General features: G+C 71.3%; 13 protein-coding genes. 3 read left to right on the plus strand and 10 right to left on the minus strand.

Features of this window, described 5'->3' with window-relative positions; translation table 11 throughout:
• Positions 1–97: 97 nt before the first annotated feature.
• Entirely contained in the window at positions 98–1309 is a 1212-nt protein-coding gene (locus tag AC5DRG_RS09040) for an MFS transporter (protein WP_491809475.1), read from the plus strand.
• Here AC5DRG_RS09040 and AC5DRG_RS09045 read toward each other — a convergent pair.
• Together AC5DRG_RS09045 and AC5DRG_RS09050 are read right to left on the minus strand one after the other, a co-directional pair.
• Positions 1269–1727, minus strand: a complete 459-nt coding sequence (locus AC5DRG_RS09045) for an acyl-CoA thioesterase (protein WP_491809476.1) — start codon at positions 1725–1727, stop codon at positions 1269–1271. The two genes, AC5DRG_RS09040 and AC5DRG_RS09045, sit on opposite strands and share 41 nt — an antisense overlap.
• A 131-nt stretch (positions 1728–1858) precedes the next feature.
• A complete protein-coding gene (locus AC5DRG_RS09050) occupies positions 1859–2974 on the minus strand; it encodes a glycoside hydrolase family 6 protein (protein WP_491812998.1) in 1116 nt (371 codons plus the stop codon).
• 199 nt (positions 2975–3173) lie between these two features.
• On the opposite strand from AC5DRG_RS09050, the gene AC5DRG_RS09055 reads away from it, so the two are divergent.
• Positions 3174–3869: a DUF5995 family protein gene (locus tag AC5DRG_RS09055; RefSeq protein ID WP_491809477.1), complete on the plus strand. Its 696-nt coding sequence runs from the start codon at positions 3174–3176 to the stop codon at positions 3867–3869.
• A gap of 18 nt (positions 3870–3887) precedes the next feature.
• On the opposite strand, the gene AC5DRG_RS09060 is transcribed toward AC5DRG_RS09055, so the two are convergent.
• The 8 genes from AC5DRG_RS09060 to AC5DRG_RS09095 form a co-directional block, all read right to left on the minus strand.
• On the minus strand, positions 3888–5588 hold the full coding sequence (locus AC5DRG_RS09060; RefSeq protein ID WP_491809478.1) for a flavin monoamine oxidase family protein: 1701 nt from the start codon (positions 5586–5588) through the stop codon (positions 3888–3890).
• An 84-nt stretch (positions 5589–5672) separates the two neighbouring features.
• A complete protein-coding gene (locus AC5DRG_RS09065; RefSeq protein ID WP_491809479.1) occupies positions 5673–6500 on the minus strand; it encodes a carbon-nitrogen hydrolase family protein in 828 nt (275 codons plus the stop codon).
• Positions 6501–6661: 161 nt separating this feature from the next.
• Complete coding sequence (locus AC5DRG_RS09070; RefSeq protein WP_491812999.1) at positions 6662–7801, minus strand: MFS transporter; 1140 nt, start codon at positions 7799–7801, stop codon at positions 6662–6664.
• Between the two features lie 46 nt (positions 7802–7847).
• Complete coding sequence (locus AC5DRG_RS09075; protein ID WP_491809480.1) at positions 7848–9311, minus strand: HAD-IA family hydrolase; 1464 nt, start codon at positions 9309–9311, stop codon at positions 7848–7850.
• 40 nt (positions 9312–9351) lie between these two features.
• Complete coding sequence (locus tag AC5DRG_RS09080; protein ID WP_491809481.1) at positions 9352–10431, minus strand: ABC transporter ATP-binding protein; 1080 nt, start codon at positions 10429–10431, stop codon at positions 9352–9354.
• A 3-nt stretch (positions 10432–10434) separates the two neighbouring features.
• On the minus strand, positions 10435–11253 hold the full coding sequence (locus tag AC5DRG_RS09085) for an ABC transporter permease (RefSeq protein ID WP_491809482.1): 819 nt from the start codon (positions 11251–11253) through the stop codon (positions 10435–10437).
• The gene (locus AC5DRG_RS09090; protein WP_491809483.1) at positions 11238–12137 is read right to left on the minus strand and encodes an ABC transporter permease; all 900 of its coding nucleotides are present in this window, start codon (positions 12135–12137) and stop codon (positions 11238–11240) included. Before AC5DRG_RS09090 ends, AC5DRG_RS09085 begins: the two co-directional genes overlap by 16 nt.
• Positions 12134–13279 carry an ABC transporter substrate-binding protein gene (locus AC5DRG_RS09095; RefSeq protein ID WP_491809484.1) on the minus strand — a complete coding sequence of 382 codons (1146 nt, stop codon included), beginning with the start codon at positions 13277–13279 and terminating at the stop codon, positions 12134–12136. Before AC5DRG_RS09095 ends, AC5DRG_RS09090 begins: the two co-directional genes overlap by 4 nt.
• A 213-nt stretch (positions 13280–13492) precedes the next feature.
• Here AC5DRG_RS09095 and AC5DRG_RS09100 point away from each other — a divergent pair, with 213 nt between their 5' ends.
• Positions 13493–14233 (plus strand): GntR family transcriptional regulator, encoded by a 741-nt coding sequence (locus AC5DRG_RS09100; RefSeq protein WP_491809485.1) that lies wholly within the window; start codon positions 13493–13495, stop codon positions 14231–14233.
• Positions 14234–14279 lie beyond the last annotated feature (46 nt).

Consider the following 14279-nt stretch of genomic DNA (forward strand, 5'->3'; position numbering starts at 1 on the left):
CTATCTATCAGGCAGGGTCCCTGATAGTTTACGCGGCGAGCGCGACGGAGCGGGGATCCGAGACGCCGTGACGAGACCCTGTGGGAGGGGCCGGACAATGAGCGCAGTGGTCTACCAGCAACGCGAGGTGAGGCGCGCCCGGTACGCCGTGGCCGCCGTGTTCGCCGTGCACGGCGCCGTCACCGGTTCGTTCGCGACCCGCGTGCCGTGGATCCAGGACCACGCCTCGGTCAGCGCGGGGCAGTTGGGGCTGGCGCTCGCCTTCACCGCGTTCGGCGCGTCCTGCGCGATGCCGCTGGCCGGCCGGATCACCCACCGCTTCGGCAGCCGTACGGCTCTGCGCGGCCTGATCGCGCTCTGGACGCTGGCGCTGGTCCTCCCGTCCCTCGCGCCCAACCTGCTCACCCTGTGCCTGGCGATGTTCACCTACGGCGCCACGGCCGGCATGGCCGATGTCGCCATGAACGCGCTCGGCGTCGAGATCGAGGCCCGGCTCGACAAGTCGATCCTCTCCGGGCTGCACGGCATGTGGAGCGCGGGCGCCCTGATCGGTTCGGCGGCCGGCACGCTCGCCGCGCATCTGGGCTCGGACGCGCGCGTGCATCACGCGCTCGCCGCGGCCTCGCTCACGCTGCTCGGTGTGGTCGCCTGCCGCTGGGTCCTCGACCTCCAGCCCGCCGAGGACGAGGAGCCGCCGCCCCGGTTCGCGCTGCCGCCCAGGTCGGCGCTGCTCATCGGCGCGGTGGGGTTCTGCGCGGTGTTCGCGGAGGGGGCGAGCCTGGACTGGTCGGCGGTCTATCTGCGGGACGAGCTGGGCACCTCGGACGGGCTCGCGGCGGCGTCGACGACCGGCTTCATGCTGACCATGGCGGTGGCCCGGCTGGTGGGCGACGGGGTCGTGAACCGCTTCGGCGCGGTGCGCACGGTGCGGGTGGGCGGTGTCCTGGCCACGCTCGGCGGGCTGCTCATCGTCGTCGCGGGCCATCCGGCGGTGGCGATGGCGGGGTTCGCGCTGCTCGGCCTCGGCATCGCGGTCGTCGTACCGCTGTGCTTCGCGGCGGCGGGACGCAGCGGGCCCAATCCGAGCCAGGCCATCGCGGGCGTCGCCACCATCACCTACACCTCGGGCCTTGTGGCGCCGAGTGCGATCGGCGGGCTGGCGCAGGCGACGAGCCTGGTGGTGTCGTTCTGCCTGGTGACGCTGCTGGCCACCGGGCTCGTGGTCTTCGCGCGCGTGCTGCGCGTCGGCGACCGCGAGCGGCCGAAGGTCAGCCCGCCGGCCGCAGCAGTTCCCGACCCGCGACCCTGAACCCGTCGCTCCACGGCGCGGGCCGCAGCGTCACCGCGTCCAGCCGCACCAGCACGCGGGTGCCGCGCGCGTACGTCGTGACGCCGTCCGCCGAGCAGAGCCGGAAGCCGTACGTCAGCCCGGTGGTGCCCAGGCGCTCCAGCCAGAGGTGGACGGCGTACGTTCCGGTCCGGGTGACCGGGGCGTCGTAGCTGATCAGCAGCTCCTTGACCACGTTGCACGCGTCCCCGGCGCTCGCCCAGTCGCCCTCGAAACGGACGCCGTGCGCCTCCCAGAACTCGGTCCACGCCCGCTCCACCAGCAGCGGATAACGGGCGTTGTGCAGCATGCCGAGCGCGTCCAGGTCGTCGAAGTGGACGGTGACGGGCATCAGCCGGCCGTGGGACAGGGCGGGGGCTGTCGGGGCTTCGGCGGTCACGGGCGGGCTCCTGGGGCGCAGGCAGATGTACGGGGCAAGCATCGCTATCCTAAGCGGTCGCTCACCCGGCCCCCTCTGCCGCTGCTCGACGAGGGGACGTCGTCGTACGAGGGCTCGGCCGCCGCCGAGGCTCAGCGCGCCAAGTCGTAGGCGTACGACGGGGTGAACGTGCCGGCGGCGCCCTTGCAGCCGTCGGACTCCCCCGGCAGCTTCACCCACAGATAGGCGTCGATCCGGGTCTCGCCGGTGTTGAGGGTCGGGGCCCGGCCGATCTTGCGGCCCGCCGGGTCGCACCACTGGCCCTCGGCCGGGGCACCGTTGCCGTTGCGGCTGGTGTCGATGACCGCGCCGAGGCTCGCCGGGCCGCCCAGGGCGTCGAGGACCTGTCGGTCGTAGGCGACCTCGTCGGCCGTGGTGTGGAAGTTGGAGACGTTGCTGAAGACCCCGTCGGAGGAGTCGGGCGAGGCGGCGCCCGCCTGGCGGAGGAGGGCCGCCTGTTTCCCGGCCGGGTTCCAGCCGGAGTGCCCGGCGTCGTAGTACACGCGTGTGTCGGGGTTGGCGGCCTTGAGGACGCGGCCCGCGCGGGCCAGCGAGGCGAAGCGGTCGGCGCGCGCCCCGTCGGAGAGGCAGTCGGCCTGGGCTATGGAGTCGGGCTCCAGGACGACGATGACCTCGCCGGAGCCCAGGCCCTGCGCGAAGGCGTCGATCCAGGCGTCGTACGCGTCGAGATCGGGCGCGCCGCCCTCGGAGGCCCCGCCGCAGTCGCGGCCCGGGATCGCGTAGGCCACGAGGACCGGCACCCGGCCCTGTGCGGCGCCGCCCGAGGTGACCGCGCGGACCCGGGAGGCGATCGTCGCCGGTGTGTAGTCGGCGAACCACACGGCGGCCGGCTGGTCGGCGATGCGGGACTCGATGAGCGCGCGGCGGGAGTCGCCGGGGTTGGCGCGGATCCAGTCGAGCACCTGGGACTCGGGGTGGCGGTAGAGGCGGCCGGCGTCGGCGGTCTGCTGTTTCTCGGTGCGTGTCGGCGTGGGGCTTGCCTTCTTCTTCGAAGAGGGGGACGGCGAAAGGGAGTTGGACGCCTTGGTGGAGGGGGATGCCGAGGACGACACGGCGGGCAGCGGTTGCAGGCGCGGTGAGCTGGTGACCTCGGGGCGGGCCTCGTCCGAGCCGCGCCCGTCGTCGAGGGCGGACATCATGCCGGTCGCGGTGCCGACGGCGACCACGACCGAGGCCGCCGCGACCATGGCGCTACGCCTCGCGGCACGCCTGCGCTCGGACCGGCGTGCGGCCAGCCGCTGCGCGCGTAAGCCTGACACCTGGCTGTTCCCCCCTCGTCCCGCGCCGCTCCCGCCGTCCCTTTCGTCAGGCCCCGGGTTCCCCCGTTCTGGGGAAGCCTCGGGCACGGCGGCACTCCGGTCAGCCTAGAACTGAGACCCTGCGCCCATGGCGCAATTGGAACAGTTCACCACTCCCGTAGACGCAGTGGACACAGTCGTTTCCCGAATGCGCGCCCTGGACGCGGATCTGCCCGAGCGCGACGGCGTCGCCGTGTTCAACCGCGTCTACCTCGCCGTCACCGAGACGGTCGACCGGCGTATCGACGCCGGCCGCTTCACGGACGCGCGAGCCGCGATCGCGCTGGATGTGCAGTTCGCGGAGCGCTATCTGGCGGCCGTGGACGCGGCGGCGGACGAGCGGCGCCCGCCTGCCTGCTGGCGGCCACTGTTCCAGTTCCGCCGCCATCCCGGCGTACGACCGCTGCAGTTCGCGTTGGCGGGCATCAACGCGCACATCGGCCACGATCTGGCGCTGGCCGTCGTGGACGCCTGTCGTACGCTCGACTGCGAACCCGTCGACCTGGAGGACGAGTTCGACCGCGTGGGCGATCTCCTCGTCTCGCTGGAGGAGCGCATCCGCGAGGATCTGATGCCGGGCCCCGATCTCCTCCAGATCGCCGACCCGCTGACCCATCTGCTCGGCTCGTGGAGCCTGGACCGCGCCCGGGACGCCACCTGGTCGGCGGCCCGCGCTCTGTGGGCGCTGCGCCGACTGCCCGATGTCGCCGGGGAGTTCACCGAGCGGCTGGACGCGGCGGTCGGGTTCGCCGGGCGCATGCTGCTCACTCCCATGCCCGACTGAGCGATTGTTCCCCGGAGTTCAGTCCTCCGGCAGCTCGACCGGCGCGATCACGTCGTAGACGTCACCCGGGCCGGGGTTGGTCGCGTCGGTCTCCCCGCCGAAGTGGTGCATGACGCCCCAGACGGCGTTCAGCGCGGTCTGGACCGCGCCCTCGGCCCAGCCGGCCGTCCAGGAGATGTCGTCGCCCGCCAGGAAGATGCCGCGCTTGTCCTCGGGCAGCCGGTCCTGCATGAAGTGGGTGAACAGGCGGCGCTGGTAGCGGTAGTGGCCGGGCAGGTTGGCCTTGAACGCGCCCATGAAGTAGGGCTCGTTCTCCCAGGAGACGGTCACCGGGTTGCCGATGATGTGCTTCCGGATGTCGACCTTGGGATAGATCTCGCCGAGCGACTTCAGCATGACCTCCATCCGCTCGTTCGCTGACAGCGGGAGCCACTTCAGGCTGTCGTCGCACCAGGTGTAGGAGAGGCAGATGACGGCGGGCCGGTCCGGACCGTCGTCGAGGAGGTAAGTCCCGCGCGTCATCCGGTCGGTGAGGGTCATCGACATGACGTCACGGCCCGTCTCCTCGTCCTTGTCGAGCCAGAAGGGCCGGTCGACGGGCACGAAGAGCTTCGAGGACTCCATGTAGTGGGTGCGCTCGATCGCGGTCCAGTGGTCGATCGGGAAGAGCGAGTCGTCGCAGGCGATCTTCGAGAGCAGCATCCAGGACTGGGCGGTGAAGATCGCCGCCTGGTAGGTCCGGATGTCGCCGTTCGCGTCGGTGACCGTGATCCGGTTGCCGGCGGTACGGTGCAGCCGGGTCACGGCCGGGCGCGGCTCGCCGTTGACGTGCAGGGACGCCAGCGAGGTGCCGTACGGCCAGTGCACGATCTTCTCCGGCGCGCGCTCCCAGAGCCTGACCGGCAGCTGCTGCGATCCGCCCACGATGCCCCGGTGGTGGTCGTCGGCCTCGGAGTAGACGACGCGCAGGATCTCCAGGATGGAGTTCGGGAAGTCGGTGTCCCAGCCGCCCGTGCCGAAGCCGACCTGGCCGAAGATCTCGCGGTGCCGGAAGGACTTGAAGGACTCGGAGTCGCAGAGGAAGCCGTAGAAGGTCTGGTTGTCGAGCTTCTCGACGAGCCTCGACCAGATCTCGCGGATGCGCGGGACATCGCGCTCGCGCATGGCCCGGTTCATGTCGGAGAAGTCGGCGCCCTCTTCGAGGCAGGCGTTCCAGGCGTGCATCACGTCGCGGTAGACCTGCGGCAGGTCGTCGACGGTGGTGGCGTAGTGGGACTCGCCCTTGAGGTCGACGACCGTCGAAGGCGTCGCCTCCGCAAGGGGGTTGGGGAAGGGGCGGGTCTCAAGTCCGACCAGGTCGATGTAGTGCTGGAGCGCCGTGGAGGACGGCGGGAAGCGCATCGCCCCCATCTCGGCGGTCAGTTCCCCGGTGCCGGGCCCGTCGAAGCCGACCGTGCGCAGCCGGCCGCCGATCTGATCGGCCTCGTACACGACGGGCTTGAGCCCCATCTTCATCAGCTCGTACGCGGCCACGATGCCCGACAGACCGCCGCCGATGACGGCGACCTCGGTGCCGTGCTCGGTCGCCGGTATCTGGCCGAGGCCCGCCGGGTGGTCGAGGAAGTCGTCGTACGCGTAGGGGAAGTCCGGGCCGAACATGGTGATCGGCGGCTGCTGCTCGTCGGCGTGCTGGACGGCGTTGGGCACCGTGGACGTCATGGGGTACGGACTCCTTGCGACACAGAGAAGATCAGAAAGGATCAGAAAAAATCAGAAAGATCAGTCAGAAAGATCAGGAGGGATTCAGGCCAGAGACCCGTAGAGGCCGGGGCGGCGGTCCTGCAGATACGGGTTCGCCTCACGGGAGTTGGCGAGGGCCACGGGGTCGGCGTCGGCGAACACCAGCTCCTCGCCGCGGCCGGCCCGGGCCCGGGCGACCCCGTCGGGACCGGCCAGCGTGGAGAGCCCGACGAACTCGAACTCCCCTTCCTGGCCGACCCGGTTGACGTACGCGACGTACATCTGGTTCTCGAAGGCACGCACCGGGATCATCGACTCGGCGACGAACTGGAACGGGTGCATCTGTGCCGTCGGCACGACGAGGAGGTCGGTGCCGGCGAGGGCGTGGGCGCGGACGTTCTCCGGGAACTCGACGTCGTAGCAGATCATGATCCCGACGCGGAGGCCGTTCAGCTCGGCCTGGACGACGGGCTGGTCGCCCGGGGTGAAGTGGTCGCGCTCGAAGCAGCCGAAGAGGTGGGTCTTGCGGTAGTTGCCGAGGCGGGTGCCGTCGGCGGAGATGAGCTGGGCGGAGTTGAAGACCTTCCCCCAGCCTTCGGCCGGGGGGACCCCCATCTCGCTTCGCTCGCCGGCCCGCTCGGGGTAGCCGTAGACGATCGCGACCTCATGCCTGGAAGCGATCTCGGCGACCGCGTCGGCCGAGTCGCCGTCGGCGGGCTCGGCGAGACGGGCGATGTCGTCGCCGATCGCGTACCCGGTCAGGAACATCTCCGGTACGGCCACCAGACCGGCCCCGGCTGCGGCGGCACGGCCCGCGGCCTCGTCGAGAACCTTGAGGTTCGCGGCGATGGAGCCGGGTCGGCCGGAGCTCTGGAGCAGGGCGGTGCGCATGCGTGATCCTCACCGGGACGATAGGTGGTTGCGGGGGCCACACAAGTGGGCCCCCTAGACGGTACGGGCGGTCGGCCGGGGCGGACAAGGAGGAGCCGTTGCGCGCCCGTAAGCGGTTTGTTGCGTGCGCGGACGCGATGGCGGCGATTCGTTGCGCGGGGTCATCGGCGTCCCCTGAGGGCCAGTGCCACGGCGGTCGCCAGGTAGGGCACCGCCAGCACCGCGAAGACCGTGCCGTGCGCCAGCTCCGTGCCGAGCAGCGTGTACACGCCGAACGTGACGACCGTGACCACCTCGGTGCCCAGGCTCGCCACCGAGGTGAGGGTGGCCCGGCGGGAGTCGTCGATACGGTGCTGGAGCCGGACGTCGGCGAGCACCTCGGCCAGCTGGAAACCGCCGAAGGCGAGGCCGACGAGGGCGATACCGGCCGGGGTGCGGGCCGCCGCACCCGCGGCCAGGGCGAGCGCGGAGCCCGCGAGCAGCCAGGCCGTCCCAGTCGTGCCGAGGCGTTCGGCGGGTCCGGTCAGCAGGCCGGCCACCGTGACGAGCGTCCAGATCAGCAGGATCAGATAGGGCACGGTCGCCTCCGCCACCCCGGTGTCACGGACGAGCAGCGGCGTGTACTCGTCGAGCGCGCCCCACACCGCGGCGACCGCCGGGATCAGCAGCAGGGCCGAGCGCACGGAGCGGTTCCCGCGCGCCTCGGCGAGCCCGGTGCGCAGAGTCCTCCCCCAGCCGTCTCCCCCGGACTCCGGTCGCGTCCGGTGTTCCGGCAGCCGGGTCGCCGTCCCGGCGGCCAGCAGACAGGCCAGGACGCTGCCCGCGCCCACGGCCGGGTAGCCGCCCAGCGCGAAGACCGGTCCGGCGAGGCCGATCGCCGCCATGGTGGCCACCAGCCGCGCGGTCCGCACCCGTCCCATCACGCGCGCGTACCGGCCGGCGGTCCCCAGCCGGTCCAGCTCGTCGTACGCCAGCGCCTCGAAGGAGCCGGAACAAAGCGCTCCCCCGATCCCCCACAGGACGAAGCCGAGCGCGAAGGCCCAGTACGACGGCACGATCACCCACAGGGCGAAGCCGACGGCGTTGAACAAGGGGCCGGCCACGAGCAGCAGCCGCCGGGAGACGGCGTCGGCCAGCGCGCCGGAGGGGACCTCCAGCACGACGGCCGTGACCGACCACAGGGCGAACAGCGAGGAGATCTGCCAGAGCGACAGCCCGGTGTCGGCGAACAGCAGCGCGTACACCGGGTAGAGCAGGACGAAGTCGTCGAGGAACGCGTAGCCGTACAGCGTGGTCGTCAGCCGGCGGCTGCCGGTGAATCAATGTCGCCAGGTCATGGCACCGAGTCTAGACAGGTCCTGCCCCGACGCCCAGCGAAAATGTGCTGATCACCGCCGCATGGTCGGACGGCCAGGCGTTGTCCTCGACATCCGGCCAGGTCCGGGGGGTGCCGCAGACGTACGTCCGGGAGTCGAGCACCTTGAGACCCCGGTGCAGGACGAAGTCGATCCGGTCCTGCGGCTCCGGCCGGCCGCTGCCGTCCTCGTGCTCGGCATGGACCGGGGACCAGGTGTGGCCGGGGTCCCGCACCGGGTCGGGACGGACCTCGCGGTAGGAGTCGCGCAGTCCCTCCGCCTCGGCCGCCTTCGTCACCGGCCACTCCACGTCCGGCCAGTCCAGATGGGAGGGGCTGTTGAAGTCGCCCACCAGGACGACCGGCACGGCGCTGTCGATCCGGCGCAGGGCCTCCCGCATCTGGGCCAGCCGCACCTCCTCGTGGGCGATGAGGTCGTCGGCCGCCAGCCCGTCGAACGCGGCCTCGTAGGGCCCGTACGGCTTGTAGTCCAGGTGGAGCGTCCATACGTCGACCTCGGCGCCCCCGGCGACCCGGACACGGACGCCCGCCGCGCCGTAGAAGCCGACGTCCGGGTCGCCGAGGCGGGCCGTGATCGGGTGGCGGCTGATGATGCCGAGGTTCTCCCCGGCCCGGTGATGGTGCCAGCCGAGGGCGTCGGCGAGTTCCTGGGCGGCGGTGCCGTACGTCTCCTGCAGGCCGACGACGTCCACGTCGGTCTCCGTGATGACCTTGAGCTGCTTGGCCCGGTGGTCGTGGACCTTTGTGCCGCCGCACCAGAGGTTCCAGGTCATGATGCGGAGCCGGTACGGCAGCAGGGCCCGCAGGCTCGTGACGGTGACGTCCTCCAGGCTGGCCCGGACGGTCCGGCCGGGGGCCGCCTCGATGGGGGCCAGCGAGGGCACCGCGAGCACCGCGCAGCCCGCCGCTTCCGCGGAGGCGACGCCGGTCTCCGTGTCCTCGACGGCCACGCAGGCCGCCGGGTCGACACCGAGGGCGTGGCAGGCGGCGAGGTAGGGGTCGGGGGCCGGCTTGGTGCGCGGGGTGTCGTCGGCGGTGACGGAGACCGCGAAGCGGCTCGCGCCGAGTGCTTCGAGCACGGTGTCGGCGACCGCTCTGGGGGACGCGGTCACCAGGGCCGTGGGGACGCCCTCGCGGGCCAGGGCGTCCAGCAGGTCCAGCGCGCCGGGGCGGGGCACGATGCCGGTGCGGACGCGGGCGGCGAACTCGCGGTGCAGCTCGGCCGCGAGGTCCGCCGCCGGTGCGCCCGAGCACGTGGCGAGCCACTCGGCCGTGTGCTCGACCGGACGGCCGAGCACCTCCGGCTGATCCGCGTCGGTCAGGGTTCTGCCCGCGACCTGCTCCACCGCCTCCCACCACAGCCGCTCGGTGTCGACGAGCGTGCCGTCCATGTCGAACAGGACGGCCTGGAGCGGGACTTGGGGGTGGGGGGTCACGTTTCTCTCTTTCACTACGGGCACTACGGGACTGCAGGCCCTACGGGTTCGTACGTTCTGCCACGAGTACCGGCCGCTCCGGCAGCGCCACGCTCACGGCGGCGCCGGCACTCAGCGCGGCGGCCTCGTGCGCGGGCAGGTCGGCCTTGGCCTCGGTGCCGTCGGCGAGCCGTACGGTGACGCGGACGACCGCGCCGAGGAAGGCGGTGGCGACGACCCGCGCGTCAGCGGCGGCGTCGGCCCGCACGTGGATCGCCTCGGGCCGTACGAGTACGTCCACGTCGGGTCCGGCCGGTGCCTCGCCGTCGACCGGCAGCCGCTGCCCGAGCACCTCGACGGTGCCGTCCACCAGCCGTCCCGGGAGTCGGCTCATCGTGCCGACGAACTCGGCGACGAACGCGGTCGCGGGCCGCCCGTACAACTCGGTGGGCGCGGCGCACTGTTCGAGCTTCCCGGCGCGCATCACGGCGACCCGGTCGGCGATGGACAGCGCCTCCTCCTGATCGTGCGTCACGAAGAGGGTGGTGATGCCGAGTTCCTGCTGGAGCCGGCGGATCTCCTCGCGCAGGGTCAGCCGCACCTTGGCGTCGAGCGCCGACAGCGGCTCGTCGAGCAGCAGGACACGCGGCCGGAGCGCGAGCGCGCGGGCCAGTGCGATGCGCTGCTGCTGGCCGCCGGAGAGCTGGTGCGGGAACCGCTCGCCCTTGTCGCCGAGCCCGACCAGGTGGAGCAACTCGTTGGCGCGGAACCGCCGTTCGGTCTTGCTCACCTTGCGCATGCGCAGCCCGAAGGCGACGTTGTCGAGGGCGTTGAGATGCGGGAAGAGGCTGTACGACTGGAAGACCATCCCGGCGTCACGACGGTGGGCGGGGACGCCGGTGACGTCCTGGCCGTCGACCAGCACCTCGCCGGAGGTGGGGTGTTCGAACCCGGCGAGCATGCGCAGCGCGGTGGTCTTGCCGCAGCCGGACGGGCCGAGCAGGGCCAGGAACTCGCCGGGGCGGACGGTCAGGTCGAGTCCGTCGAGGGCGACCGTCGCGCCGAACTCCCGGCGCAGGCCCCGGAATTCGACGGTGGCGGCTTGCTCCGCGGTGGTCTTCTCAAGCGTGGTGGCGGTCATGGTTCATCCCCGGGACGAAGCGGTTTTGTCGCGCCCGCCGACACCGGCGAGCGTGAGGAGCAGTGCCCAGGTGACGACCAGGCTGAGCACGGAGACGGCGACGGAGAGCTGGGCGTTGGACCCGCCGACGCTGTAGATCCACACGGCGAAGGGTGTGAAGCCGAGGAGTTGGGCCACGGTGAACTCGCCGAGCACCAGCGCCAGCGTGAGGAAGGAGGCGTTGAGCAACGCCCCGCGCAGATTGGGCAGTACGACCCGCACCAGCGCCTGCGGCCAGCCCGCGCCGCAGCTGCGCGCGGCCTCGACGAGCGTCTTCACGTCGAGGGCACGCAGCCCGGAGTCCAGTGCCCGGTAGACGAACGGCAGCGCCATCACGACATACGCGAGAACGAGGACGAACGGGAAACTCGGGTTCTGGATGGCCACGAAGGTCTGGAACAGCGGGGTGCGGGAGAGGTGATCGGGTCCCCACTTGAGGACGGTGGCGATACCGGCGACGAACGCGATCGGCGGCACGACCAGCGGCAACGAGCAGATCACCTCGACGACGGGCCGCAGGCGCGGCGCGGTGAGCCGGAGCGCGACCATGGCGGGGACCATCAGGAGCAGGACCACGGCGATGGTCGCGGCGGCCAGTTCCAGCGAGAGCAGCAGGCTGGAGGTGAAGCCGTCGGCGGAGACGATCTGGGTGTAGGCGTCGAAGGTGACGCCCTGCCCGGGCACGTCGATCGTGAAGATCACGGACGCGGCGAGCGGCACCAGGAAGTACAGAGCGGCGAGGCCGAGGACGACCCACCGCCAGAGGTTCAGGCGTCCAGCCATCGGGCGCTCCGTCGTTGCAGGGGCAGGTACACGGCCATGACCAGGCCCGCGACCAGGACCATGTCCAGGCTGAGGGCGAGGGCCACGTTCTCCTGGCCGACCAGCACGTTGCCGGAGATGGCGTCGGCGATCTGCAGGGTGACCAGCGGGATCGAACTGCCCACCATGGCCGCGGCGGTGGCGTACGCGGCGAAGGCGCTGCCGAAGAGGAGGACGAACCCGCCGAGCAGCGAGGGCAGCAGCACCGGCAGGGCCACGTGCTGCCAGTACTGCACGCCGGTGGCTCCGTTGTTCTGGGCGGCCTCGCGCCACTGGGTGCGCAGGCCCTCCAGGGCCGGGGTGATGGTGAGGACCATCAGCGGGATCAGGAAGTACAGGTAGACGATGACCAGGCCCCAGAAGCTGTAGAGGTCCCAGCCCTTGTCCTTCAGGCCCAGGTGCGTGGTCAGCACACCGGCGTTGCCGAGCGTGGCGACGAACGCAAAGGCCAGCGGGACCCCGCCGAAGTTGGCGAGGACGCCGGACGCGGTGAGGACGGCCTCGCGCAGCGCGCGGAAGCGGGAGGTGACGACGACCTGGGCGAGGGGCAGACCGAACAGGGTGCCGAGGGCCGCGGAGACGGCGGACAGCTTGACGCTGCCGACCAGCGCGGTGAGATAGGCGCCCTGCAGCGAGTCGGTCAGGTTGGCGATGGTGTACGAACTGGCCCCCGTCGTCTGGTCCTTGACGGTGAAGGCGCCGTTCAGCATCGCGACGGCGGGCACCCCGAAGGCGACCGCGGTGAAGACGAGCAGCGGGACCACGGCGATCCAGCCGGGGACGCGGCGCCGCCGCTTCGGGGAAGCGGCGGCGACCACGTCGGCCCGCGTGAGCGTGGCCGTCATCCGGAGACGGCCTTCGCCCAGCCCTGTCCGAGCACCGTCTTGGCCTTGCTCTGCTGGTCCTCGGTCGGGAAGGAGGGCGTCCCGGAGACCTCGGGCAGCTTGGCCGCGGCCGTCTTGTCGAGGGTGCCGGCCGTCTCCATGGCGGTCATCAAAGCCGGGCGGGCGTACCCCTTGAGCCACAGGTTCTGGCCCTCGGCGCTGTAGAGGTACTCCTGCCACAGGCGGGCGGCCGCCGGGTGCGGGGCGTCCTTGTTGATGGCCTGGGAGTAGTACTGGGAGAACTTGCCGTCGCTGGGCACCGACACCTGCCAGTCGACGCCCTTGGACTTGAACTCCTCGGCGTACCCGGCGTTCAGGTAATCCCAGTCGATGCTGATCGGCGTCTCGCCCTTCTCGACGGTGGCCGGGGTCGACTCGACGGGCGTGTAGTTGCCGTTCTTCTTGAGCTTCGCGAAGAAGTCGAGGCCGGGCTGGATGTCGTCGAAGGAACCGCCGCTCGCGAGGGCGGCCGCCCAGACGCCGCCGAAGGCCGAACCGGACTTGGTGGGGTTGCCGTTGAGAGCGACCTGGCCCTTGTACTGGGGCTTGAGCAGGTCCGCGAAGGTCGTCGGACAGGTCGTGACCCGCTTGGCATCGCAGCCGATCGAGATGTAGCCGCCGTAGTCGTTGTACCAGCGCGCCTGTGCGTCCTTCTGCCCGGTGGGGATGTCGTCGTACGACGCCACCTTGTACGGCGCGAGCAGCCCCTGCTGGGCCGCGCTGATCGCGAAGGAACTGCCGAGGTCGAGGACGTCCGGCGCGCGGTCCTGGCCCTTGCGGGAGGTCACGGCGTTGATCTCGTCCTGGCTGGAGCCGTCCGGGTTCTCGTCCTTGATCTTGATGCCGTACTTCTTCTCGAAGCCGTCGATGAGGGCTCCGTAGTTGGCCCAGTCGCGGGGCAGCGCGATGGCGTTCAGCGTGCCCTCCTTCTTCGCCGCCTTGACCAGGGCGGCCAGGCCGCCGAAGTCGGCGGCCGAGGTGGCGGTGGCGGCGTTCTTGCCGTCGGCGGTGGTCGACGAGCTCTCGGGGGCGGCGCCACAGGCGCTCAGGGTGAGGGCGGCGATGACGCCGAGGGCGGCTGTTCTCGGCAGGGACACGGTCACGGCTTCTCCAGGGGACGCGCGAGGTGCAGGAGCCAAACAGAGAGAACTTGTCTGAACAAGTTGGCCTCAGTACGCCCGCCGATGGTGTCGTGCTCGTAAACACTGGCGAAACCCTGACCCCCGAATTCCCGCACAGTCAGAGCCCCTTCGGATCCCGTCGAACGTCGACTAGGCTGATCACGCTGTACACAGCGGCCGACTCAGAGGGGACGTATGGCGGCGCGACACGAGGAGATCGCCGACGAACTGCGTCGGGCGATCGACCGCGAGGAGTACACGGTCGGCAGTCTGCTGCCCGCCGAGACGGAGCTCGCGGCCCACCACGGCGTCTCGCGCGGCACGATCCGCCAGGCCGTCGCCGCGCTGACCGCGGAGGGACTCATCGGCTCCCGCCAGGGCGCCCGCCGGGTGGTCCTGGCCAGCCGCCGCAGCCAGACCTTCGAGGAACTGCGCAGCTTCGCCCAGTGGGCGCGCGCGATGGGCCGCGAGGCGACGGGGCAGGTGGTCGCGCAGGAGTACCGCCCGGCATCGCGGGAGGACGCGGTACGGCTGCAACTGCCTGCCGGGACACCGGTGTTGCACGTCCTGCGGGTGCGCGGTCTGGACGGCGAGCCGGTCCTCCTGGAGCGGACCGTGTACGCCGACTGGATCTCCCCCGCCGTCGAGCCGATCGAGCCGGACTGTCCGTCCGTGACGCAGCGGCTGCTTGACGACACCGGGCTGGTCTTCGCCTATGGCGAGCATGTCATCGACGCGGTGGCGGCCGGTGCGCAGGATGCCGAGCTGTTGCTCGTCCGCCGTACGAGTCCGCTGCTGCGGGTGCGGCGGGTGACTACTACGCGGGAAGGGCGGCCGGTGGAGTGGTCGGATGACCGGTATCGGTCGGATGCGGTGAGCTTTAGCGTGCACAACTCGATAGGGAACAACGCGCTTGCCAGGAAGACCGCGGAGTAGAGCTCGGAGGGCGCGGTCGGGTGCCGTCTGCGGGTCGTCTGTGGCT

This window comes from Streptomyces sp. JLBG701 (assembly GCF_058544905.1).

Bases quoted from the DNA above. Each gene is read 5' to 3' on its own strand.
- AC5DRG_RS09080 (WP_491809481.1), bottom strand. From the start codon at position 10,431: ATGACCGCCACCACGCTTGAGAAGACCACCGCGGAGCAAGCCGCCACC.
- AC5DRG_RS09060 (WP_491809478.1), bottom strand. From the start codon at position 5,588: ATGACGTCCACGGTGCCCAACGCCGTCCAGCACGCCGACGAGCAGCAG.
- AC5DRG_RS09090 (WP_491809483.1), bottom strand. From the start codon at position 12,137: ATGACGGCCACGCTCACGCGGGCCGACGTGGTCGCCGCCGCTTCCCCG.
- AC5DRG_RS09050 (WP_491812998.1), bottom strand. From the start codon at position 2,974: ATGGTCGCGGCGGCCTCGGTCGTGGTCGCCGTCGGCACCGCGACCGGC.
- AC5DRG_RS09100 (WP_491809485.1), top strand. From the start codon at position 13,493: ATGGCGGCGCGACACGAGGAGATCGCCGACGAACTGCGTCGGGCGATC.
- AC5DRG_RS09085 (WP_491809482.1), bottom strand. From the start codon at position 11,253: ATGGCTGGACGCCTGAACCTCTGGCGGTGGGTCGTCCTCGGCCTCGCC.
- AC5DRG_RS09065 (WP_491809479.1), bottom strand. From the start codon at position 6,500: ATGCGCACCGCCCTGCTCCAGAGCTCCGGCCGACCCGGCTCCATCGCC.
- AC5DRG_RS09040 (WP_491809475.1), top strand. From the start codon at position 98: ATGAGCGCAGTGGTCTACCAGCAACGCGAGGTGAGGCGCGCCCGGTAC.
- AC5DRG_RS09055 (WP_491809477.1), top strand. From the start codon at position 3,174: ATGGCGCAATTGGAACAGTTCACCACTCCCGTAGACGCAGTGGACACA.